Raw genomic sequence first — 22,546 nt, forward strand, 5'->3', positions numbered from 1 at the left:
CCACTGCCCGCCTGACGTGCTCGATCGGCAAGATCCGATTCGCGTGCTGCAGCACATGACCGTATGGAGTGTGCAGCACGAGGTCGAGCAGGCCCGTACGCACCGCTAAGCCCACCCACTCCCACCGATCGCCGGCCCGGCAGCGCCCACGCCGGCCGGCCGATCACCCCACCCCGCCTCGCTGTGCGCCCGCACGCACCACACCCGCTCCCATGGCCGTGCCGCACACCCGCGCCCTCTATCGCCGCGCGTCCCCAGGCCCTCCCTGTGGGCCGCGCGGCGTGGTGCATCTATGGTCCCGCAGCCGATCCTTATTCAGGTGATCGCCGACGACCAGGCGTCGGCCGTCTTCGACCGCATCGCCACCGGTGGCCTCCACCTCGTCGGCGCTGCGGTCGTTGACATGGCTGGACAGGCCGTGCAGGCGCTCGGCCAGTTTGGCGCAAGCAGTGTCCAGGTTGCCGGCAACTTCGAGGCAGGCATGAACCGCCTCGCCTCAGTCGCCGGCGATTCGTTGGCACAGGCAGGCTTCTCGCTTGACGACGTGAAAACCAAGGCCCTGGATCTGGGCGCGGTGACCGCCTACAGCGCGGCGCAGGCCCAGGACGCGATGATCAACCTGGCCAAGGGCGGCGTGCCGATCGTCGATATCATGGGCCAGGCCACCGACGCTACGCTGGGGCTGGCCGCCGCTGGCGAGATCGAGCTTGCCACTGCGGCCGATATCGTCTCCAAGCAGCTGGGCGTGTGGGCAGATACCGGCGTGTCCGCGGCCAACGTCGCCGACCTGATGGCGCAGGCGGCCAATGCCTCGACCGTGGATGTCGAGGACCTGGCGCTAGGCTTGGCCAACGTCGGCGGCGTTGCCAAGGTCTCGGGCGTCTCGTTCGAGGATCTGACCCAGACCATGGCCCTGCTGGCGCCGGGCTTCTCGTCCGCCAGCGACGCCGGCACCTCATTCAAGACGATGCTGCTGGCGATGCAGGGAAAATCGGCGGCGGCAGTCGGCGTGATGAAAGACCTGAACATCATCACGACCGACTACGCGGCGATCGCCGACGACATCGGCGTCACCTGGGATGGCTCGGGCGCATCGCTCGCGAACCTGAACGAGGCGATCTACAAGACGGTCGCCGCCACGAGCGGCGCGCAAAAGGGCACCAAGGCCTGGGACGACGCGATGGCATCGTTCCTGGCAGATTTCCAAATCAACCAGTTCTACGACGCCAACGGCGCCATGAAAGACATGAGCCAGGTCGCCGAGATCCTCAAGACCTCGCTGGCTGGCATGTCCGAGGAGCAGAAGACGGCCGCGCTGAACACGATGTTCGGCACGGACGCCTACCGCGCGGCGGCGTTCCTGGCCGAAGCCGGCGCGGCCGGCTTCGACGCCATGGGCGCGTCCATGGCCGGGGCCGGCACGGCTGCCGCCCAGGCCGCGCAGCGTAACCAGGGCTTCGCCTTCGCGCTCGACAGCCTCAAGGGCTCGATTGAGACGGTGCAGATCATTCTGGGCTCGGCGCTGCTGCCAATGCTCACGAGCCTGATCAACGACGCGCTCATTCCTGGCGTGAACGCCGTGATGGGCTTCGCCAACGCGCTGCTCGCCTCGTCTAATCCCTGGCAGTTCTTCCTCGACAGCCTCAACGGCGTCATGCCCGGACTCGGTACGCTGGTTGGCTTCCTCTCGGGCAATATCGTCCCGATCCTCTCCAGTATCGGCGCCGCAATCCTGGCCGTGGTCGTGCCGGCGTTTTGGGCTTGGGCCACTGCAGCCGGCGCAACGGCGCTGGCCATGCTGCCGGTTATCGCGCCAATCGTCGCGATCGGCGTGGCGGTGGGGCTGCTCGTCGCAGCCTGGCAGAACAACTGGTTCGGCATTCAGGAGGCCGTCGCCAGCGCCTGGGCCTACCTCCAGCCGATCTTTGCGCAGGTCAGCACCTGGCTGGCGACCAACATCCCGATTGCGATCGCCGCAGCCGTGCAAACCTTCCGGACGATCATCGGGGCGGTGCAGGCGGCCGCGAGCGCAATCCAGACCGGCTTTGGGTCAGCCATCGCCTGGCTTCAGAGCACCTGGTCGAGCATCGGCACCGGCGCCTTGGCGGCATGGTCGAGCATCAGCACAGCCGTCAGCACGGCCGTCAGCACAGCGGTCAGCACGATCCAGACCGGCTTTGGGTCAGCCGTCGCCTGGCTTCAGAGCACTTGGTCGGCCATCGCGACCGCAGCCAGCAGCGCGTGGGCCAGTGTCACAAGCACGGTGCAGGCGGCGATCGCCACGGTCGGCGGGGTCATCCAGACCGGCATTTACGTTGTCACGACCATCCTGCAGGCAGCCTGGAATACCGCAGTCTTCCTGACCATCGCTGCCTGGAACGCAATCGTCGCGGCCGTGTCGCCAGCGGTGCAGGCGGTCGCGGCGGTGATCGGCCCGCCGATCATGACGGCGGTGCATGCGCTGGTCGATACGTGGACTTGGGCGGCGAGCGTCGCCGGCGGGATCTGGTCCGCCATATCAAGCGCCGCCAGCGCGGCCATGGCGGGCCTCTCGGCCGCGCTGAGTGCGGCGAGCGCGACCATCAGCAGCGTGTGGGCCAGCATCAGCGCCGGCGCATCGGTAGCGATGGCAGGTATCAGCGCCGCGCTGAGTGCGGCGAGCGCGACCATCAGCAGCGTGTGGGCCAGCATCAGCGCCGGCGCATCGGTAGCGTGGACCACCATCACCAGTACCATTAGCACGGCGGTTACCGGCCTGCAAGCCATAATCCAGTCCGGGGTCTCGGCCGTACTGGGCGTTTTCCAGGCCGGCTGGTCGAGCGCGAGCACGTCGACCACTGGCGCCTGGCAGCAGATCCAGAGCATCATCGCCGGCGTGATCACGGCCATCCGCACCGTAATCACCACTGGCGTCGAGATCGCCAAGACTGCTGTAACCACCGCCTGGTCGGTGATTGTCGCGGCCAGTCAGAGCAACTTCGGCCAGATCCCCCAGATCCTGGGCGCAGCCTGGGATCGCATCAAGAGCCTGTTCGCCGATGGCGTAGACGCGGTCAAGGGCGTGCTGCTCAGCCTGGCCAGTGATGCGGTCGGCATCGCGCGGGCTGTCGTCGATGGCTTCATCAAGGGCATCACCGGCGGCATCTCATCGGTGATCGATGCGGCCAAGAACCTGGCACGGTCAGCCTACGATGCGGCCATGGGCGCGCTCCAGGCGCACTCCCCATCGCGCCTGTTTGCCAAGGCCGGTGGCACCGTCCCCGCCGGCATGAGCGTCGGCATCACGGCCGGCATGCCCGCGGTGGAATCGAACCTGATCAACGGGATCGCGGGCCTGAGCGAGAAGGCGGCGACCGCGCTCGACGCCGGCGCCAAGGCCATTGCGGCGGCGGCCAGCTACAGCGGGCCGGGCGGCTCCGGCCTCTCGGGCTTTCTGGCCTCGTTCGCCGAGCTGGCAACGCAGTTCAACGCCACCGCCATTGCCCTGGGCGGCCGCATCCTGGGCACCGCGAACCGATTCGCCGATGCGATCGGCAAGGTCGCCGGCGCAATCGGCCCGGCGGTCGAGGGCTTGCAGGCGCTAAGCGGATTCGTGGCGCCGAGCCAGGCCGCGATGCAGGCCTTCACCGATGGCTTTGCGCGCGTGCTGACGATGCTCTACGCGGTCGCACAGCAATTCGCGGATGGCTCGTTCAAGGCCTCGACCACGTTTGCCGAGAGCGCCGGCGCGCTGATCGCGGTGATCGAACCCGCAGTCACAGGGTTCGAGGCGCTCAGCACGTTCGTGCGCCCCGTGCCAGGGCTGATCCAGACCTTCACCGACGTGCTCGCCTGGCTGGTCGCGCGCTTCATTGCGGCGGGGCGCTGGCTGCAGGGGCCGGGCCTCTCGGCGGCGGTCACGTTCGCCGATGCGGCGGGCACAATCACCGGCATCCTGGGCACCGCAGTTGAGGGCTTCGGCGCGCTGGCTGCGTTCGCCAAACCAGCGCCCGGCCTGATTCAGGCCTTCACGGATGTGGTAGCCTGGCTGGTCGCGCGCTTCGCGCTGGCTGGCACCTGGCTGCAATCGCAGGGGATGCCCGCAGCGGTGGCGTTCGCCGACGCGGCCGCAGCGATCGTCGGGCTGGTTGCCCCGGCGATCACGGGTTTCGCCCAGCTGGCCACATTCGTGCGCCCTGTGCCGGGCCTGATTCAGGCCTTCACCGATGTCGTCGCGTGGCTGGTCGCGCGGTTCATTGCGGCCGGCACGTGGCTCCAGTCGCAAGGCCTCGCGGCCGCAGTCGCATTCGCCGACGCGGCGGGTACGATCATCGGCCTGATCGGGGGCGGGGTCGAGGCGTTCGCCAAGCTGGCGACCTTCCAGGCCATCCCGCAATCAGCGATCCTTGCCTTCGGTCAGGCGCTCCAAGGCACCATCGCGCTGCTGATGACCGTCGCGCACACCTGGGAGCAGGGTGCGGTCGATGCCGCCGCCGTTTTCAGTGAGGCGGCCGCGACGGCGATCGGGGTGATCGGCGCGGGGGTCGATGGCTTCGTCAAGCTGGCCGACTTCGAGGGGGTACCTGAGGCCGCAATCGCAGCCTTCGGCGATGCGCTCGATCGGGCGCTGCAGGCGCTGGTCGTGCTGGCCGGTCAGTTCGCCGTCGAGGCGGTCGACGCCGCCGCCGCCTTCGGCGAGGGGGTTGGCCGCGCGATCGGCTTCATTGGTGGCGCGGTCGACTCGTTCGCCAAGCTGGCCGACGTGGGCCGGCTCTCGCAGGACGCGGTCAGCGCCTTCTCATTCAACATCGTGCTGGTGGTCGCGCAGCTGCAGCAGCTCGCGCAGGTCTTCACCGCCGACGCCCTGACGGCGGTCGGCGTGTTCGCGGCCGCCGTTACACAGGCTATCGCCGGCCTGGGTGGCGCCGGCGATAGCCTGATGCAGCTGGCCGAGAGCAAGCGGCTCGATCCGGACGCCGTGAACGCCTGGTCGTTCAACGTCGTGCTGGTGGTCGCACAGCTGCAGCAGCTCGCGCAGGTCTTCTCGACCGACGCCCTGACGGCCGCCGGCCAGTTCGCCGCCGGCGTCGTATCGGTTGTGACCAGCGTGAAGAGCGCGCTGGAGACCATCGCCTCGCTCGCCAATGCCCCGCAGCTCCAGGGCGAGGTGCTCGGCGCGTTTCTGGATGCGGCGCAGGTGCTGCTGACGCAGATGGCCAGCTATTTGCCGCCGAACGCCAACAGCATCGGCCAGAATACGATCATCGGCCTGATTACCGGCATCCTCGCCCAGCGCGCGAACCTGATCACCGCGATGGTCAGCACGGTACTCGCCGCCGTCGCCGCTGCCCAGCAGACGCTCGGCATCGCCTCGCCCTCCACGGTCTTCGACGAGATGGGCATGCAGTCGGGCCAGGGCTACGCGCAGGGGCTGGAGGGCCAGCAGAGTCCCGTCGTTGCCGCCAGCGCCGGGCTGGCGCAGGCGGCAACGACGGCGGCACTGCCGACGCTGCGTGGTACGCCCACGGCGGCAGGGCCGACGAGCAACGCCCGCAGCGTCACGATCCAGGTCGCCCCCGGCGCGATTGTCATCCACGGCGCCCCCGGCCAGCGTGAGACCGCGATGGCCGACGCCGCGCTGGCTCGCCTGACCCAACTCACCCGCATGGCTGCAACAGGATAACGCAATGCCGAGCGACTACCGCCTGATCATCGATGGCACGCCGATTTTTTTGCACAACCAGACGGGCGTGCCCGTCGTCGGCGGCAACATCCACCATCCCACCACCACACCGCTCGTCGTCGTGGCCGATGACTGGCGCCCATCCGCGCCCGAGGCCGCGCTGGTGACCGGGGGCGACGACCAGGCGCTTATGGCGCTCAGCTACGCGCCGATCGTGGAGCCGATTCCGCTGCTGTGTCGCGCCAGCAGTGGGGAGCAGGTCGCGCAGATCCTGGCCACACTCAACCGCCATGCCACCCTGACGACCGCGCCAGCCGTCCTGTGGTGCCAACCGCACACGACCACCCAGCCCATCCTCTTCGCGATTAGTCGCGTGGAGGCGCGCGCGCTTCCGCTGGCCAACGGCACCGATCCGGCCGAAGGCGCCACCGACATTGCGATCACCCTGCGGGTGCGCCGGTCGCCCTGGGGCGGCCTGGCGAGTCTCATGACCCTGCTGAGCGCCACCAGCGTGACGAACAGCAGCGCGACGAGTCTCGGCACGCTCATCGGCGACATGGCCGCCGAAGGCCAGCCGCTGATTGTTCGGCTCGACACGCCGACCAGTCAGCGCCCCATCCGGGTCATCCTGGCCAGCATCCACAGCCGCACGACCGCCACAATCGGCAGCACACTGACCGGCGTCACGACCATGAGCGGCAGCGCCTTTACGGCCTCATCCAGCATCAGCGCGGTGGCGCTTCGCCAGTCCGATGGCCTGCATCTGCGGGTGCTCGCGCGCCTGACCGGCATCACTAGCCCGACCAAGGCCCAGATCCGCGTGCGGGCCGAGACGCCGAGCGGCGGCACGCTCTGGCAGGGGCCATGGGTGGGCCTCGATAGCGCGACCGCCACCCAGCTCATCGATCTCGACGGCACCACGCTCGATATGCTGCGCGTCGCGGTCGGCAGCGCGCCTGCGATCGTGCTGCGCGCCGAACTACGCTCGATCGACGGCACCAGCGTGACGGCCACGCTGGCCTCGCTCGAGGCGCTCTGGTGCTACGACTACGCAAGCATCGAGCTGGCCAGCGCGATGGGGGTGGGGCAACGGCTCTACGCGCTCGGCGCCGACGCGGCCGTCAGCGGGGGGCCGTACCTGCCGCTCGCGCCGGCCGTGGCGCAGGTTGCGGACAGCAGCGACATCCCGACTCAGCCGGGGCGTATCCGTGGCCAACTTCCGCGCGCGGTCGTCGGCGCGGCGCTGTTTGTCGCCTGGGTCGAGAGCGGCGGCGCGCACACGGCCGCCGACACGGCCAGCCTCACGATCCAGACCGCGCCGCTCTGGCGCAGCGTCCGCACGCTCAGCTAAGAGGCGCTATGCAGTATCCCACCGTCACCCTCTTCGATCCCGGTGTGGGCGGCGCGCCGACGACTCTGAACCCGCATGTCGTGCCGAACCTGGACACCTACGACCACAGCATCGTCAACGAAGGTGGCTTCGAGTCGCTCGAGGTGTCGTTTAAGGTGTCGACCCGCGCCGCCGCGCGCGCCTATCTGCAGCGCCTGATGTGCCACGTCGAGGCGACCAGCCCGCGCGGCCGCACGGTCTGGGAGGGCGCGGTGCAGCAGGTCGCGATCGTCAGCCCGCGCGGCCAGAAGACGACGCGCAGCCTCTCGGAGATGGCCAACCTGATTGTGGTGCGCTACAAAGCCACAAATGGCCAGCAGGCGGCGGCGCCGAGCGTGAGCGACGCCGCCTCGATCGCCCGCTACGGCACGAAAGCGCGCCTGATTAATTTTTCGACTACCACGGCTGCCGCCGCCGCCAACCGCGCCGCCGTCGTGCTGCGGCAGATCGCGCACCCGCCGACTACGCAGACGACCGAGAGCGGCAGCGGCAGCGATGATGGCGGCGCCTGGACGGTCACCCTGACCTGTCGGGGCTGGTGGGATACGCTGGGGCATCTGCTCACCAGCACCAGCAGTACCGCACCAGTGGCCACGCACACCCAGGCGCTCACCCTGCTCGCGGCCTACAACGCGATCAATCCGTTCTTTGGGCTAAGCGCCGCAAACGTCGTCGCCACCGGCGTCACGGATACCAGCCTGATCGAGGACGACTCGACCTACCTGGAGGCGATTTGCACCAAGCTGGCCAGCGGCACCAGCGCGCTCGAGCGGGTTGTGTACGGCTGCTATGAGCAGCGCGAGATCACCATCCGCCCGTGGGCGCAGGCAACGCCAACCACGATCCACTACGTGCAGCGCGACGGCGATCCGCATATACGCGATCCGTACGGCTCAGTTGTGCCGATCTGGGATGTGCGCCCCGATCGGATGGTGTCGCTGCCCGACCTGGACGCGGCTGCGCCGTCGAGCACCGTTCCCATGCAGGGGGTTGGGCGCATGTACATCCGGCGGGTGCGCGTCCAGATCACCCGATCGAGCCAGCGCATCACGCTCGAACCCGAGGATGCCAACGCGCTCGAGGAGCTGTTGACTCGGCCGGCCGGCGCGGGGGTCAGCGGGGTCAGCGCGCACCAGGCCGCAATCGAGCGGACGGTGCATCGCCAGGCGCAGACGCGCTTCAGCCGCACCAACGGCACCATCGATCTGGGCGGCGGCTCGATTACGACCGGCGGCGGGTCGATTGATACCGGCGGTGGCTCGATTAGCAACCCTGGTGGCGGCGACATCACCTACCCGCCCGGCAGTGGCGCGACCGGCGTCACCGGCAGCGGTACCACGGGCGCCCTGACAAAGTGGAGTAATGGCGGCGCGGGCGTGCTGACCAACGCGGTGGCCGGCACCGACTACGTCGCGCCCGGCAGCCTGAGCGAGTCGATCGATGATCGGGTGGCGGCGTTGCTCGTGGCTGGCTCCGGCATCGGCCTGAGTTACAACGATGCCGGGAACGTCCTCACTATCGCCAATACCGGCGGCACCGTTGGCGGCACCGGCACGGCCGGCCGCATTCCCCAATGGGCCACAGGCGGGGCTGATCTGCAAGACAGCACGCTGATTAAAACTGGCGCGGGCCTGCTGACGCTCTCGGCTGCGGGGGCGGCAACGCTCACGATCGACGCCTCGATCCGCCTGACCGGCAGCGGCGCCAGCAGCGGCGACGCGCTGATCTTCAACGGCACGGCGTTCGCGCCAACGGCACTCACACCGGCCGCGATCGGCGCGATCGATGGCAGCGGCAGGGCGGCTGCATGGGGCCTCGATACTGGGGGCCGGCCGGGGGAGCGCTGATCTTCAACGGAGGCGTTGCGCCAAGGCACTCACACCGGCCGCGATCGGCGCGATCGATGGCAGCGGCACGGCCGGGCGGCTCGCGCAGTGGTCGGACGCTGACACGCTCGCGGCCTCGACGCTGATCAAAAGTGGGGCGGGCGTACTCACGCTCAGCGCCGCCGGCGCCTACACGCTGACGATCCCGGCGACCGGCACCGCCGCGCTCGGCAGCGGCACAGCCAATCAGATTGCCTACTGGACTGACGCCTTCACCTTGGCGTCGGATACTGATTTGCGATTCGATGGGACACGCGCATCTTTGGGCACCGCACTGTCAGCGGTGTCGCGGCTGATTGTGCGCGGGACCGGCACCGGCAGCGGGACGTACGCTATCTATGCCGAGAATAGCGGCGGGACAGTCGCCGGCTACATGCGAGATGATGGCACGGTCTACGGCCGGACGCTGATCGCCACGGATGGCGAGTTCTCATCGGCGGCTGGCAACCATTGGAATTTTGGGACATACATCGCTGGGGCGCCAACCGCCACGGGCTATATCCAGATCATCATTGATGGCGTCAGTCGTAAACTACTGGCGGCATAGCACACGCAGGAGGTCTGATGTCCTTTGATACTGCCCGTGCGCGCATCACTGCGGTGGAGCGAGCCGCGAGCGTTTTGGGGACGCTGCGCACAATCTACGCTCATAGCCAGCAGTTGCAGGCGATACTGCAGCTCTATCAGGCCGGCACCGATCCAACGCTGAATGCGACATTCAACGCGCTGTTTACGGTCACGGATCGCCAGGAGCTGGCGACGATGATCGGCCAGTTACAGGCCCTCGCGGCCGATTGGGAGACGAATCACGCCAGCGTACTGGCATAGGAGCAGCATGCACACAATCCTCACAGCCCGCCACGCAGAGCTCGTGGCGGCACGCGAGCAGAACAGCCGGCACATCCTCGAGCTGCGCGGGCTGCTCGCCCAGGCTGAGCAAGCCGATTATGGCTACAGCGTCGCACTCGGCGAGATCGAGCGCCTGCTCGCCCAGCTCGACGTAGCGCAGCCCGCCCCGACGGATACCCCCGATGCCTGACATCGCCATCATCGCGCCCGCAACCGGCACGGCCGCCCAGGCCCGACGATACATCCTGCGCGCCAAACACGGCGCCTACACGGCGGACGATATCGACCAGATCGTCCAGGGCTATTGGACGCAGTGCCTGCCGCTGGGGATTGATCCGGTCATGGTGGTCGCGCAGACCATCCATGAGACTGGCAACTTCACGTCGTGGTGGGCGCAGCGGCCGCGTCGCAACCCGGCTGGGATCGGCGTGACCGGGCGCCGGCGCCTGATCATCCGCCCGCGTGCGGGCACATGGGCCCAGCGTCTGGGCGTGTGGGTCGAGGGTGTCAGCTTCCCCACCTGGCACGACCACGCAATCCCGGCGCACCTGGGCCGGCTGCTGGCCTACGCGCTCCCCGAGGGGCAGGGCACCCCCGCGCAGCAGGCGCAGATCGTGCGCGCGCTGGCGGTGCGCGATCTGCCGGCACACATCAGAGGCGTCGCCGCAGCAGGCTGGCATGGGTTGAACGGGCGCTGGGCCGTGCCCGGCACCGACTACAGCGCCCGCATCGCGCGGATCGCAGCGGCGATCCGCCAGAGCTGAGAGGAGATCGGGATGAGTCTGCCGAATGGCCTAACCCGCTACACCGGCGCGAACGCCTTCACCACCGAAGACGCGGCCGGCAATGTGTTCGCGGTCTTCCAAGGCCCGCTTGACTCGGGCGTCTGCGTGATGCGCCGGCCCGATGGCACCATGACGCAGATCGCACTGCCGCCGATCGTGGGCCGGCCGTCGCTCGAGGTCAACCCGCTCGCTGGGCTATGGGTCGTGGGGAATCGCGAGGCGGGGCCGCGTGAGTTTCCGCCGCGCTACCGCATCGCCGAGTATGTCCCGTTCGCGCTCGGCGCGCCGGGCAGTGGTGGGGCCGTGGCGCCCGAGCAGGCGGCCGCGCTCGCGCCGATCACCGGCGAGACGTGGCCGAATGGCGGCCAGCCCTACGCCGGCGATGTCGTGAGCGATGGCAAGCTCGCGCTGCGGCTGAGCAAAATCGTCCGCGTGCTGCTGGAGCTGCGCGCGTCCGTGGTACAGCTCCAGCGGCTGGCGCGGCAGCGGGGCGAGCTGCGGTAGCAAGGCGACACGCAGACACCCAAGCCCGAAGGCCTCGATCGACGTGCATGATCGAGGCCTTTGCGCATGCTGCGTTGCGCACGACCAACGAAGAACGCCCCCGATCTGGTACGCAGATCGGGGGCGTTTGGGAGAGGGAGTCCGGCGCGGCGCGAGGCCATGCGGCGCGGCGCCTGGGGATGCGCGGATTCAATCGGGCTGGCCCGATTGGCGGAGCGCCTGCGCCACTAGCGCGGCAATCCGTGGCTCATCAATTGGCGAATCGTGCGGCGGGAGCGGAACGCCGCCGGCGGCAGCGCTGATTGCCTGCGCAATCGCAGCGCGCAGCGCCGCCTCAAGCGCCTGCAGCTGCTCAAGCGAGATATCCACACGGACGTACATCACCACCTCCTGCTCGGATCATGGCGTCATCCTGCATCCGCATCCGCATCAAGCATAGCGAGCCATGCGCTCGCGGCTTGGCTGGCAGCGTCAGGTGGCGCGGGAGGCGGTATCGCCGCCTGGGGCGATACCGCCGGGTCGCTTGGCGTCCACAGCAGCGCGATGTACGACTGCCCCTGGCTCGCAAGATAGCGCGCCCGCAGGATGTCGTAGATGTGCTGCTGCACCGATGTATTGCGGGCGGACGCCTCTGCCCGCAATACATCCAACACCGGGTCGCCCTCCCGGAACGGCCCATTGATCTCAATGCGCGCGATGGGCGCGCCAGCCTTGCGCGGCATGGTCTAGCCTCGCAGCTTCTGCCATGCGGCCTCCGGCACCTGCATGCCCACGCCCAGGTAGCCCTGTGCATTGGCGAGTTCAGGGTGGCGCGGCGATTCAATATGCGGGATGATCGCCTTCAGGTGCGGCGCGATATAGTGCGCGCCGCCGCCCACCAGCAGCACGCGCGCGGCGTCACTGGCGACCTTGCCCGACTCGCCGCTACTCCACGTCGCAGCGACATAGCTGGCGATCTCCTCGCCAACCGCCGCGATAGCCGATTGCGCCTCAGCCTGCACATCCACACGCTTGCCGTCCACAAACAGCGGCGGTAACGGCTGCCCGCTGGCCAGCGCGCGGAACACGCCGCGCAGCTCGACGCGCCGCAGCTCGCGACCGTAGCGCTGCTGGAACTGCGCGCACAGCAGATCGCCAGCCTTCTCAATCCCGATCGGCGCGGCCTTGCAGCGCTCGGGCTGTGGCCGCATGCCCTGCGTCCAGAACAGATCGGTCGTCCTCCCGCCCACATCCACCACCGCCTGAGGCACATCGTCGCCCGTGCCCTCCCTAGCCAAGGCGCCCGCGCCCTCCATCAGCACCATGACTCCCTCGACCACCAGCCGGCGCGGCTTCCCATTCAGTTTGAAGCAGTGCTCGCCGACAAGCGCCTGCTGCACCTGCTTCGCCGCCGCTTTACTCCAGACACTGACCGGGAGACCGGTCACGATACGCAGCGCCGGATCGCCTTTGAAGGCGGCGCCCGCCAGGGTGCAGAGCAGGCGCAGCGTGTGCCCGCTCCAATAGCGCGAGACATCGCCCCGCGCCGACGTGGCATCACGACTCTGTTCGATCGCGAGCGTGCCGACGAACGTCGAGCGCCCGCCCAGCTCAAGGACGAACTCATCCGCCTCCAGTTTCTCCCCCCCCGCGCCGCCGCGAATACGCAGCAGCTCGGCAAGATTGCCCGACCCGATGTAGCTCGGGAGCGTCAGGGCCGCCCCTTGCTTGTTTGGCGTAAACGTCAACGACGCCTCACTGTTGCCGGCGTCCAAGCCCACGATAGTGCCCATCATGTCTCCCCCTTGTTATTATGCCGATAACTGCCGGTAGTCTACCATGGTAGTAGATCATTGTCAACGGCAGTTACCGGCATATTCAGCAAGTCATCCCGGATCGCGCCATGGGCACTATCGTGCCGATCCGCCAGGCCGATCGGCCGCTCATCGCCCCACCGCCGCTGCTGCGCGCGCGAAGGCAGCCTGTGCATCCGCCGCCGAGACACACGACCAGCCGGCCGCATAGCCGTTCGGTACGCTGATCACCACGCGGTTGCTCGTGCGCAGCCGCTCAACCTGGCCACGCACGACGTAGCGTGCGGTGGCCTCGGTGCAGTCCGGCGCCGGCGCTGGCGCCGTGCCCGCGAGCAGGATAAGCGCGAGCAGGGCGGTGGTGGGGCGCACCAGGCGCAGGCCCAATGCGCGCACGGCGCCGGCGATAAGCGTACGGGCAAAGCATGCACTCACTCCGACCTCCGATAGCGGCGTTGCGCCATCTCCGATGTGCGACGGGTAAAGCGCCGTTCGCGGCAACGCTCCTGCTGATCCAGTAGCACGAGTGCCAGACGCTGCTCGTACGATCCGCACACGATGACCAGCGGGCCAATGTGCGCACAGAAACACGGCTGCGTGCGTAGGCGCAGATGCCAGGATGAAATACAGACAGCGCTCCAGTATGTGGTACTCATGGCCTCCCTCTCACTCTCATAATGTCCTGAAAGCTCGCTTCCGCCTTACTATCGGCATCCGCCTGACTCTCACACGACCAGGCGACCGCGTAGCCAACGAGCGGCTCATTGCCACGCGGATCGCGCCGCGATCGGAAGCTCGCGTTCTGCTCGGTGCAGGGCGCGGGCGCAACCACGACCTCCCGCACAATGACGATGGGGGTCTGGGTGGCCGGCGCCGGCGTGGCGGTGGGCGGCGGCGCCAGATCGACCAGGCCCGCCGTCGCCGGCGTGCTGATGGCCGCCAGCGGCACCCAGACCGGCGCGCCGCCGCCCACGCGGATCTGCCGCCAGTCCGGCAGGCCCGCGTGCCAGGCCACCACCTGGCAGTCCGTGCCGCGCTCGATTGCCAGCGGGGCCGGAGCGCCCGCCGGCGCGTAAAACGCCGGCGTCGTCTGCGTGATTACGCAGCTGCGCGGTGTGGCGGTGGCTGCTGGCGCCGCCGCCGCCGCAGCGGGCTGCGCAGTTGGGAGTACCGTGGGCTGGGCGGCAGCTGGGGCCGCGCCCGGCCGCGTGAGTGCGACCAGGCCGATCAGCACCGCCAGGCCGATAAACGCCAGGGCAGCGATCTGCGCCCTACGGATCTGGGCACTCCGCACAACCGGCCCCGCCGAGATCTGCGCGCCGGCCGGGTCTGGCGGCGGATCGGGCGGCAGCATATCGGCCAGCGACCGACCGACATCGATCCGGCCGCTGGCGTCGCGCGCGTCCTGGCCGAAAATCAGCGATTTACCGCTCATGCTCGGCCTCGCGTTCTGTAAAGTAGAAGCTGCCCCGTCCGTCGATGTCGCGGGCAACCAGGCCCACATCTTCCCATGCCGCGATTCGATCGCGCGCTGTGCGCTCCGATTTGTCAAGCACATCGCCCAGTTGCGCTGCGCTCCACGTCCCCGCCAGCTTCCCCCGCGCCGACTCGTACTCCGCCGCGTAGCGCGGCGGGGCGCGGCGGGGCGCGGCGGGGCGCGGCGGGGACGCATCCGGGACGGGGCGGGACGGGGCTGGCGGGGAAAGGGCGGGGGCGGCGTCCTGATGCGCTCCCCGGCCCCCCGCGCCCTGCGCACCAGCCCCCCGATCGGCGAACGCAAACGCGGGGGGCGCGTCCTGCTGCTCGCCCCGCCCCACTGACTTGACAGAACGTGCGGCCGGCTCGAACGCGATCACCTCCTGATCGGGCAGCTCGGCCAGCTTCGCATCGAGCTGCCGCACCAGATCGTCGCCGCTCTCAGCCGGACTGAGCAGCACCGCCTCGATGCGCTGCAGGCTCTGATCAACCTCCTCGTCTTCGAGGAGGCCCATGGTTCCCATCACATCGCGACTCACGCCCGCCGTGAGGGCGATGCGCCGCTGCGAGTCGGCGATCGATTTGAACAGCGCGCGCTGGGTTTCGAGCACCTCGCGCAGATCACTCGCCGGCAGCAGGTTCGCGCTGGCCACCAGCGCCTTCTGCTTCAGCCAGATCAGGCGCGTCTCCAGCACGGCCCGCTCACTGCCGTGGAGGATCTGCAGCTTCTTGATCTCGTGTGCCTGCGTAATCCGCACGAGCTGCTGCCCCTGCGTCATGTAGGCAAACTGGATGGCCGGCACCAGGTAGGCTCCGACCAGCGCCGCGCCCAGCGCCGGGTAGAGCATGCCCGACTCGACCAGCGCCGGCCCCTGCGCCAGTAGCCAGACCAACATCGTGCGCGCGCCGAAAAACCCCAGCACGATACTGGCGACCAGCACCGCGATCTGGCCGGGGTAGGCCCAGGTCTGCTGCTGCAACAGCCAGCCGACCGCACTGCTGGGCAGCAGCATCGACAGAAACAGCGGCAGCACCAGCGCGTAGACCGCTGCGATCATCGCCGTGAAAATACCCTGCGGGCTGATCAGCGACGGCGGGCTGATCAGCGTGCTCCATGCCTGGTACCACCACACACCAAAGCCGCATACAAATACGATCGCCAGCAGGAACAGTACCTCCTGGCCGGTCGTTCGGGCAATGCGCGCGGCAACCCGCTCACCACGCGCTGCATACGAGCGCTCCATAGCACACCCTTTCGTGTGGCAGGCTGTGCTATCATCGGCACAGCCCGCGTTGATCTCCCCAATGCGGGCCACCGGGCGCGGGGTGTTCACTGCCCCCCGCGCCCGCCACCCCTAATCGCCCGTGTCCTCCTCCTCGCTGGCAACCTCAATCAGCGCCTCGTCCCCGCCCTGAAATACCCCGAGTAGATCCTCTAACATTTCCGCGTCGTCGTCCGGATTCCAGGACGCGGCTGCCAGGCAGTAGCAATCGAGTAGCATTGGTTCCTCCTCTTTCGTAAGGTCATAGCGCGGCAGAGTGCCGCCACTCACCGCCGATATGTCCAAAGGCCAACCGTACCGCGCGCGGCGATGGGCGTCGCATACGGCGTCGCATCAGCGTACAGGTGCGCCTGCGCGGCCGCGAGCGGCGTTGCGCCGGCCTCTTGGATAATCCGCTCCGTAGCTTCATCCACTCTCACACAGTAACTACAGATCCAGATATCATTGACATCGCTTTCGAGTGCAAGCCAAGGTTGATAGTCCTCGCCGAGCTCGAAATCGTCATCGTCCTGCTGCTGCTCGGCCCAGCGCGTGAGCGCAACCTGTTTAAGTCCTGCTAGGCGCATCAGCAGCATTTCCAGCGTGTCACTCATAACAGATCGTCCGCTTCCGTCTCCGGCGCGGGTGGCTCGTCAAACAGCCGCTGCTGCCCGGCCGGAACCAGCAGCGCAGCAGCGGCCGCGCGTACGTCCGCATCGCGGCCCTCGCGTGCCAGCCACTCGACGTAGCCGGGGTCGCGCCGCCACACATCGGCCAGATACTGATTGCGATACTTGCCAAACGTCAGCACCAGGTCGCCGCCCTCGACAGGCGGCGGCAGCGTCTTGGCACCGCTGGCCACGTCGAGCAGCTCGGCCAGGCGCGCGATGATCACGTACAGATTGTGCCCCGTCGCGCCGTGGTTGAAGTCGCGTACATACAGCTCGCTGAATGCCAGCTCTTTCTGCTGGCGATCGTTCAGGAATGTAGTACGCCAGTCTGATGTGATAGTCATTCGTCACTCGCTTGCTTATGCTTACGCTTCTGCAACTTGGCCTGGAGACTCGCGATTCGTTCGGCGTTGGGCTTGCGGCCTACTGGGGACTCCTCGTATCGAAGACGCCGCTCCAGGTCGTTGATTTTTACATTGTGGCTGTAGCGCTGTTTCTGCACCTCGAAGCGCCGCAGCAGCTCGGCCAGCGCCTCGGGCGCGATGTAGTTGGGTAGCTGCTCGAGCAGCCATTTGAGCGGATAGGTCTCTGTGATCATTCCGCCTTCTTTCCAATCGCCTGCGCGATCCGCTGGCGCAGCGCCCGCGCCACTTTCTTGGCCGCCGGCAGCGTCTTGGCCTGGCCGATCTGATACTCGAGGCCGTAATCCAGTTCGCCGACGAGCACCCACGCCTCGTGGTTCCGTGTCTGGTAATGCGCTTCAAACTTCCGCGCAATGTCGAGCTGCACCTCCAGCTCGGCGATCCGCGCGGCCTGTTGCGCAATCGTCGATCCGTCAGCGGCCGCCATTCGTAGTTCCTCGCTCATGCACTCTTGACCTTTCCGCGCGGCGTGCGCTCGGGGTGCAGCACATCGGCCATCAGCGCGCCCACGAACAGCGCGAAGCTGTCGTCAGCCACCATCTCCCGCCGGATGAGCTCCATCGCGGCGGCCTGGGTGATGGCGGTGGCCAGGCCACGGAAGGCGGCATCGGTCGGCGCAAGCGAGAGCAGCGTCAGGTACATCCGGCGCGCGTGCGCCGGATCCGTGCGCAGTTCCTGCGCGGTGGCCTCGGCCTCGGCCGCGGTGGCGGGCGTCTCACCCGCGTACAGGCGGCGAATCTCGTCAGGCGTCATGCGGCACCTCCGGCGCGCGCAGCGCCATCGATTCTGGCCACCCTATGTCTTCTTTCATTGCATAGACGTGGTAGTACCGCAGGCCATCCTTGCGCTCGAGCACGATAAACACGCCGCGCATTGTTTCGACAGCGTCTGGCCGAATGCAACACGGCCATAACATTTGCTGCAGCTGCGTGGCGAGCTTGCGCGCCGTCCGCCACGCGTGACTCGCGGATTTAGTTGAGTTGATTCGAACGCGCAGCTCGCGATCATAGAGCCGGCGGATCTCGTCAGGGGTCATGCGACACCTCCCCACGGCACGCGCTCCATTCGGCCGTTCGCCAACCGTCCAGATGGAGCTGTGCCGGCGTATTCACCAGATAGGCATGTATGGACGGAAAGGTGTGGCCCGCCCAGCAGCGATAACAATATCGCCCATCGGCAACCGCTTCCGGCGCGAGAACGATCAGCCGATCGCCCTCCACCTCCACAACCGCAAACGATGCCGTACTCCACGCGTCCCCCGGCACCTGCCAGTCAACCAACGATCCCGGCGCATAGTCATAGTCCGCGATAGGCTTGGGTATCGCCAGGCGCGGCGGATCGAGCAGCACGTCACACGGCTCGTCGCAGTAGCAGCAACAGGCGCTCACACCGCCTCCTCTCGGGCGCTGAAGCCGAGCATCGCCGCCGCCGCGTTGAATGCCGGGTTGCCCAGAAACAGGCGCGCGGCCTGCGCGACCTGCGCCTCGTGGAGTACGATCGTCGGGCCGCTGCTCGCGGCCAGCTCGCCCTCGACAAGCGCGAGCGCGGCCGCGAGCAGCGCGCGCTTGACCGCCAGCTGCTTACGGTCGACCACCGGCGCCGCAGGCGCCAGCGGCGTGAGCACGGGCGGGGCGACGCGGGCCGGGGGCGGGGCGGCGATCTCGTCGTCGCCGGCGGGCGCCGCTGCTGGCGCCGGGTGCGGGGGGAGCGTGGGCCGGGGCGGCGGGGCCGGCTTGCCCTTTGCCTTGTCAGCGACCTGCTGGACGTGCGCGCCGGTCACTTTGCCGCCGGGGGCCGTCGTGACGGCCTCCTGCCAGACCTGCCGCTGCTGCGCGGGCGGGAGTCCGGCGAGCGGCCGCACCTGGGCCTCGTTCGCCGGGGCGGGCGTGTCCACAAGTGTAGACACGGCGGTCGCCGCAGCCGCCGCATCCATGAGCTGGTAGGCGCGCGCGCGGCCAATCTCCCAGCGCTCGCGACAGTACGCCTCGAAGGTCGGATGGTCGCCGCGATACAGCTGTGCGTCGCGGATGGCCGCGAGCGCGTTGCCGACCTCGACGAACGTGTCAATGCCGCGGGCGATCGTGCGCTCGTGGGTCTCGAGCGCCTGCTGCTCGGTGGTGGTGAGGGTGAGTGCGGTAGTAGTAGTCGTCATGCAGCTCGTTTACCTTTCTGTTGCTTGGCCTGCTCGCCGCGCAGCGCTGCCAGCGTCAGCCCGGTGGCGGCACTCAGGTTGGCGGCGGTGATCGGGTCGCTGCGCATTGTGAGCGATCCGAGATCGACCACCGTGCGGAAGATGGTCAGGCGGCGGGCAACGACAATTTGGTACAGGTACTGCCCGGCGATCGCCGCCATCATCTGGTTGACGATCAGGCTCTGCGCGTTGTCCTGCATTGCCGTCGCACAGTCGGCGCGCGGCCGCGCGGGTGCGTCCTTGAGCAGCTCGGGATACAGCAGCGGGGCGGTCGGGAGGGCGCCGCACACCCCTGACAGGCTGAGGCATCCCGCCATCCCGCCGGCCGCGCGTCTACTCCCGACGACGACCTGACCGCTGTGCTCGTGGTTCCCGCAATCGAGCCACAGCCGCCACGCCCCACCCAGGGTAGCGGCAATGGCACGCCGGCCGGCTGCGGTATCGACCGCGCCCACCAGCACCCCGTAGCGCTGATGCGCGGCCAGGTGGCTCGACCAGGATGTGTCGAGCATCTGCGGGAAGGCGGCAATCGGCAGCCCGAACACCGCCGCGAATCGCGCGGCCAGCGCCTGGGCCTTGTTCCGCCCGATGTCGGCCGCGCTGAACAGCTGCCGCCCGACGTTCGTGCGCTCGACCGTATCGCCATCGATGAAGGCAAGGTCGATCTGCGGCCCGCCGGTGTCGCGGCAGTGGACGGCAAGCCGCGCCATTGCCTGCGCAATATGGCTCCCAGTCCCCCCGCAACCGACCAGCGCGATCGCGATGCGGGGGGACTCAGGGATGAGGAACGGTACCACCGGATCAATCGTCAGCGTCTGCATCGCGACTCCCTCCTGCGTAGCGATCCACAAACGGGCCAAGCCCATCGAACACGATCCCGGCCGGTACGGGGCAGTGGAGGCCGTAGACGTTCAGGCGCACCACTATCTCGGGCTGCCGGAACAGGTTCCCGATTACGGCGGATACGCTGAGTCCCTGATCGTCGGCGTCGTCGGTACTGCTGAAGTATGCCCGCATGTCGTGGTGGCTGTGCAGATCCAGCAGCACCGTGCCGCTGGTGGGCATCGCGTAGCGCACCCGCGTCGCCGATGCGTCCTGACCGCGCGGCGCGACCACACGCACGCCGTCGCGCTCGACAACGAAGTACTGCTTTTCGATCGGGCGCGCGATCGGCCCATCGCTCGCGGCCCGCTGGGCATCCGCGAGTACCGGCGCGAGCAGTGCGCCCGGCAGCCGGCGCGGCCAGCATGGCCAGGACACGTACGCCATCAGGCGGTGCAGGCCGGGCACCACGCAATCAAGCGCGGAGGCCCGTGCCTGAATCGCGATCGTGTCACTCACCCCGCGCTTGAACACGCCGTTCGCTGCGTACAGCCAGTCGATGCCAGGGCGGACATCCATCCAGTCGCGGGTATCAACCCGCGCGACCTGGTGGCGCACCAGGCTGGCAAATGTTGTGCGCAGATCGCACCTCATCGCCCACCGCCTTCCCACGGCCCACCGGCCAGCAGCCAGCGAAGCTGGTATGCCGTCGGCACCAGGTCGTCGAGCGGGTAGAGGCCGGCGCCGGCCTCGACCAGGTGTTGCCAGCGCGCCAGCACCGAGGTCGGAAATTGCACGCTCTTTGCATTCGCCAGGTGCAGGCTGAAGTAGCTCTCCTCGAGGAAGAGCGTGAGTGCGCCGCGCAGCGCACCCGGCGTCGCCTCCGGCCGTGGGGCGCTGCTGCCCCAGCACGGCCGGCCATCCGCATAGCAGTTCGGGAGCGGCGCGACCATGAGCGGCACATCGTCGCGCCGGGGGTACTCGGGCGTGGCCAGCGCCCAGATCCGGTAGTCGGTGCCGCAGCCGGCCCAGACCAGCGGCGGCAGGGGGATGGTGTAGCTGCCGACCTCCATGCGCAGTGTGTGGACGCTCGGCGGCACATACACCACGGTGAACGCCTGCCCGTGCATGCGGCCGGTGCCGAGCGTGTGCGGCGGCAGCAGACCCGAAGCCGGCGGCGCGCTGCCCAGCACGTCGCCAAGCGCGGCGGGGGTGATCGGGTACTGCGTCCAGCGGCCATGGTGCCGCCGGGTCAGGAGGGTCAGATCGTCGTAGATCGTGATCTGCGCCAGCGGCTCGCCTGCGGTGACGACCACGTCGAGCGCGCGGGGGGCTGGTCTATAGCGTGTTCGGTTCATACCGCACTTGCCTCTTCTTCTGCATCGCCGAGCAGCGTGATCAAGGACTTCGGCGCCGCCTGCAGCTCGCGCGTGGCCGCACGCGCGGCCTTGTGGAGCTGACTCGCCAGGTTCCGTAGCGCGTCGAGCTGTGTCACGTGTCGCGACCAGTCCGCATAGGCGGCTTCGAGGCGCGCGGCCGCGCGCTGCTGCTGCGCCAGGCGATCGATCGCCCCCCAGTCGAACGCCTCGTCTACCTCGCCCATGAAGATCGCCTCCACCTCGTACTCGTCGTAGTTTGCCAGGGTATTCGTGGTCTTGCCAAAAGGGTAGCCCACGAGATCCCAGGCCGAGACCCCGTACGCCTGGGCGTTTGCAAGCTGCAGCGTCGCGCCGAACAGCTGGAGCGGCACATCGCTAGGCAACGGCTTGATGTGCAGCAGGTCGAACGCCAGATCCTCGTCGATAGACGCAGCCATCGGTGCGATCGGCACGCCCAGCCCCAGCGGCGTGTGCTGGAACATGTGCCAGAGCAAGAGCGTGAGCGGCGCGTCGGGGTAGGTGTCGCTCACGTCATCGACCAGCGCCTGCACGCCGTAGCCGTGGAATCGCGGGCGGGGAATCCTGATGAAGTGGGCGAGGTCACTCATCCACTCCGCACTAACGGCCGTGAACATGCCGATCGTCTCCTCGGGCGTATCGGCCAGATTGTAGGGCGTAAGTCCATCGCCACATTCATCGCCCGGCCAGCGCAGCAGAAGCCCCCGCTGTTCGACCAGTTGCCAGAAAGCTGCGCAACACCCCAACAGCCGGAGGAGCGTCACCGGCATGGCGTCGATGTGCGACTCGTGATAAAAGTCGGGGAACTGCTCATAGATCAGCGCCGCCCCGGACAGTCCAACCAGATAGGCGCTGGCCTCCTCAGGGGGCAATGCGCACTGCGTCGCGGTGAGGTCTACCAGTCGAGTAGGATGGTAGACGCGATGGCGGGCACGCGATCGACGCGGGCGCATAGCGCAGCTCCTTCACTCGGCCGGCGGTGTCCGTCGGCGGCTTCTTCCAGACCAGCGCGGATCGCCTCCTCCGTAGCGAGCGCCTCGCCAATTGTCATCTGCTCGCGCATGAGCCGGTCGAGCAGCGCGCCATTGGCTGTGCTGCTCCACGGGGTGCGCGGGCTGCGCGGCGCGGCGGCGAGCTGGCGCGCCAGATCCGCGCCGCGCAGCCCCTTGGTGCCCGCGCGCTTGACGAACTCCACCGTCTCGGTGCCGTCGCGCGCCCCCTTCTGCACGGTGGCGCCCGCCACATCGGTGAACCCCATCGCCAGCAGTTGCTGGCGGATCGCCTCATTGTCGGTCGCGGCCGGGACACTGAACTCCTGCCCGGCCACAATCACGATCTTGGTCGCTTCAGACGTAGACATGGGTGGTTCCCTTCTGTTCTGCTATACTGCTGCCATGGGCGCGCGAGGTGGTTCCCGCGCCCCGCCCGGCCGCGTCAAC

28 protein-coding genes are annotated in these 22,546 nt (G+C 68.2%); 8 read left to right on the forward strand and 20 right to left on the reverse strand.

From position 1 onward, the window contains the following. The first annotated feature begins 319 nt into the window (after positions 1–319). The 8 genes from IPK75_17885 to IPK75_17920 are packed head-to-tail and all read left to right on the forward strand — an operon-like array spanning position 320 to position 11,076. Positions 320–5,662 carry a phage tail tape measure protein gene (locus IPK75_17885; protein MBK8200220.1) on the forward strand — a complete coding sequence of 1,781 codons (5,343 nt, stop codon included), beginning with the start codon at positions 320–322 and terminating at the stop codon, positions 5,660–5,662. Positions 5,663–5,666: 4 nt separating this feature from the next. After that, positions 5,667–7,013 carry a hypothetical protein gene (locus tag IPK75_17890; protein ID MBK8200221.1) on the forward strand — a complete coding sequence of 449 codons (1,347 nt, stop codon included), beginning with the start codon at positions 5,667–5,669 and terminating at the stop codon, positions 7,011–7,013. An 8-nt stretch (positions 7,014–7,021) separates the two neighbouring features. Next, complete coding sequence (locus IPK75_17895) at positions 7,022–8,899, forward strand: hypothetical protein (GenBank protein MBK8200222.1); 1,878 nt, start codon at positions 7,022–7,024, stop codon at positions 8,897–8,899. Then, on the forward strand, positions 8,838–9,485 hold the full coding sequence (locus IPK75_17900) for a hypothetical protein (protein MBK8200223.1): 648 nt from the start codon (positions 8,838–8,840) through the stop codon (positions 9,483–9,485). Before IPK75_17895 ends, IPK75_17900 begins: the two co-directional genes overlap by 62 nt. 17 nt (positions 9,486–9,502) lie before the next feature. Then, positions 9,503–9,766 carry a hypothetical protein gene (locus IPK75_17905; GenBank protein MBK8200224.1) on the forward strand — a complete coding sequence of 88 codons (264 nt, stop codon included), beginning with the start codon at positions 9,503–9,505 and terminating at the stop codon, positions 9,764–9,766. Positions 9,767–9,773: 7 nt separating this feature from the next. Continuing rightward, positions 9,774–9,977 (forward strand): hypothetical protein, encoded by a 204-nt coding sequence (locus IPK75_17910; protein ID MBK8200225.1) that lies wholly within the window; start codon positions 9,774–9,776, stop codon positions 9,975–9,977. Further along, entirely contained in the window at positions 9,970–10,551 is a 582-nt protein-coding gene (locus IPK75_17915) for a glucosaminidase domain-containing protein (protein MBK8200226.1), read from the forward strand. Before IPK75_17910 ends, IPK75_17915 begins: the two co-directional genes overlap by 8 nt. 12 nt (positions 10,552–10,563) lie before the next feature. Further along, positions 10,564–11,076, forward strand: a complete 513-nt coding sequence (locus IPK75_17920) for a hypothetical protein (GenBank protein ID MBK8200227.1) — start codon at positions 10,564–10,566, stop codon at positions 11,074–11,076. 189 nt (positions 11,077–11,265) lie between these two features. Here IPK75_17920 and IPK75_17925 read toward each other — a convergent pair whose 3' ends face one another. From IPK75_17925 to IPK75_18020, 20 genes are all read right to left on the reverse strand, one after another. Next, positions 11,266–11,457, reverse strand: a complete 192-nt coding sequence (locus IPK75_17925; protein MBK8200228.1) for a hypothetical protein — start codon at positions 11,455–11,457, stop codon at positions 11,266–11,268. Between the two features lie 26 nt (positions 11,458–11,483). After that, complete coding sequence (locus tag IPK75_17930; GenBank protein ID MBK8200229.1) at positions 11,484–11,798, reverse strand: hypothetical protein; 315 nt, start codon at positions 11,796–11,798, stop codon at positions 11,484–11,486. 3 nt (positions 11,799–11,801) lie between these two features. Further along, a complete protein-coding gene (locus IPK75_17935; GenBank protein ID MBK8200230.1) occupies positions 11,802–12,851 on the reverse strand; it encodes a ParM/StbA family protein in 1,050 nt (349 codons plus the stop codon). A gap of 147 nt (positions 12,852–12,998) precedes the next feature. Then, positions 12,999–13,301 carry a hypothetical protein gene (locus IPK75_17940; protein MBK8200231.1) on the reverse strand — a complete coding sequence of 101 codons (303 nt, stop codon included), beginning with the start codon at positions 13,299–13,301 and terminating at the stop codon, positions 12,999–13,001. A gap of 217 nt (positions 13,302–13,518) precedes the next feature. Continuing rightward, positions 13,519–14,301, reverse strand: a complete 783-nt coding sequence (locus IPK75_17945; protein MBK8200232.1) for a hypothetical protein — start codon at positions 14,299–14,301, stop codon at positions 13,519–13,521. Continuing rightward, the gene (locus IPK75_17950) at positions 14,291–15,586 is read right to left on the reverse strand and encodes a hypothetical protein (GenBank protein MBK8200233.1); all 1,296 of its coding nucleotides are present in this window, start codon (positions 15,584–15,586) and stop codon (positions 14,291–14,293) included. Before IPK75_17950 ends, IPK75_17945 begins: the two co-directional genes overlap by 11 nt. Before the next feature lie 111 nt (positions 15,587–15,697). Beyond that, a complete protein-coding gene (locus tag IPK75_17955; GenBank protein ID MBK8200234.1) occupies positions 15,698–15,844 on the reverse strand; it encodes a hypothetical protein in 147 nt (48 codons plus the stop codon). Positions 15,845–15,891: 47 nt separating this feature from the next. After that, a complete protein-coding gene (locus IPK75_17960; GenBank protein MBK8200235.1) occupies positions 15,892–16,218 on the reverse strand; it encodes a hypothetical protein in 327 nt (108 codons plus the stop codon). Next, positions 16,215–16,619, reverse strand: coding sequence for a hypothetical protein (locus tag IPK75_17965; GenBank protein MBK8200236.1), 405 nt, complete (start codon positions 16,617–16,619; stop codon positions 16,215–16,217). The genes IPK75_17960 and IPK75_17965 overlap by 4 nt, the downstream gene beginning before the upstream one ends. Next, positions 16,616–16,873 (reverse strand): hypothetical protein, encoded by a 258-nt coding sequence (locus IPK75_17970; GenBank protein MBK8200237.1) that lies wholly within the window; start codon positions 16,871–16,873, stop codon positions 16,616–16,618. The genes IPK75_17965 and IPK75_17970 overlap by 4 nt, the downstream gene beginning before the upstream one ends. Continuing rightward, entirely contained in the window at positions 16,870–17,142 is a 273-nt protein-coding gene (locus IPK75_17975) for a hypothetical protein (GenBank protein ID MBK8200238.1), read from the reverse strand. The genes IPK75_17970 and IPK75_17975 overlap by 4 nt, the downstream gene beginning before the upstream one ends. Next, positions 17,139–17,450 (reverse strand): hypothetical protein, encoded by a 312-nt coding sequence (locus IPK75_17980; GenBank protein MBK8200239.1) that lies wholly within the window; start codon positions 17,448–17,450, stop codon positions 17,139–17,141. Before IPK75_17980 ends, IPK75_17975 begins: the two co-directional genes overlap by 4 nt. After that, the gene (locus IPK75_17985) at positions 17,440–17,733 is read right to left on the reverse strand and encodes a hypothetical protein (GenBank protein MBK8200240.1); all 294 of its coding nucleotides are present in this window, start codon (positions 17,731–17,733) and stop codon (positions 17,440–17,442) included. Before IPK75_17985 ends, IPK75_17980 begins: the two co-directional genes overlap by 11 nt. Next, complete coding sequence (locus IPK75_17990) at positions 17,723–18,046, reverse strand: hypothetical protein (protein ID MBK8200241.1); 324 nt, start codon at positions 18,044–18,046, stop codon at positions 17,723–17,725. The genes IPK75_17985 and IPK75_17990 overlap by 11 nt, the downstream gene beginning before the upstream one ends. 35 nt (positions 18,047–18,081) lie before the next feature. Next, a complete protein-coding gene (locus IPK75_17995) occupies positions 18,082–18,849 on the reverse strand; it encodes a hypothetical protein (GenBank protein MBK8200242.1) in 768 nt (255 codons plus the stop codon). Continuing rightward, positions 18,846–19,709: a PRTRC system ThiF family protein gene (locus IPK75_18000; protein ID MBK8200243.1), complete on the reverse strand. Its 864-nt coding sequence runs from the start codon at positions 19,707–19,709 to the stop codon at positions 18,846–18,848. Before IPK75_18000 ends, IPK75_17995 begins: the two co-directional genes overlap by 4 nt. Further along, a complete protein-coding gene (locus IPK75_18005; protein ID MBK8200244.1) occupies positions 19,690–20,364 on the reverse strand; it encodes a Mov34/MPN/PAD-1 family protein in 675 nt (224 codons plus the stop codon). The genes IPK75_18000 and IPK75_18005 overlap by 20 nt, the downstream gene beginning before the upstream one ends. After that, complete coding sequence (locus IPK75_18010) at positions 20,361–21,068, reverse strand: hypothetical protein (GenBank protein MBK8200245.1); 708 nt, start codon at positions 21,066–21,068, stop codon at positions 20,361–20,363. Before IPK75_18010 ends, IPK75_18005 begins: the two co-directional genes overlap by 4 nt. After that, positions 21,065–22,060, reverse strand: coding sequence for a hypothetical protein (locus tag IPK75_18015; protein MBK8200246.1), 996 nt, complete (start codon positions 22,058–22,060; stop codon positions 21,065–21,067). Before IPK75_18015 ends, IPK75_18010 begins: the two co-directional genes overlap by 4 nt. Next, positions 22,003–22,467 carry a hypothetical protein gene (locus IPK75_18020; GenBank protein MBK8200247.1) on the reverse strand — a complete coding sequence of 155 codons (465 nt, stop codon included), beginning with the start codon at positions 22,465–22,467 and terminating at the stop codon, positions 22,003–22,005. Before IPK75_18020 ends, IPK75_18015 begins: the two co-directional genes overlap by 58 nt. Between the last annotated feature and the right edge of the window lie 79 nt (positions 22,468–22,546).

The sequence above is a fragment of the Acidobacteriota bacterium genome, from assembly GCA_016712445.1.
GTDB lineage: Bacteria > Pseudomonadota > Alphaproteobacteria > Caulobacterales > Hyphomonadaceae > Hyphomonas.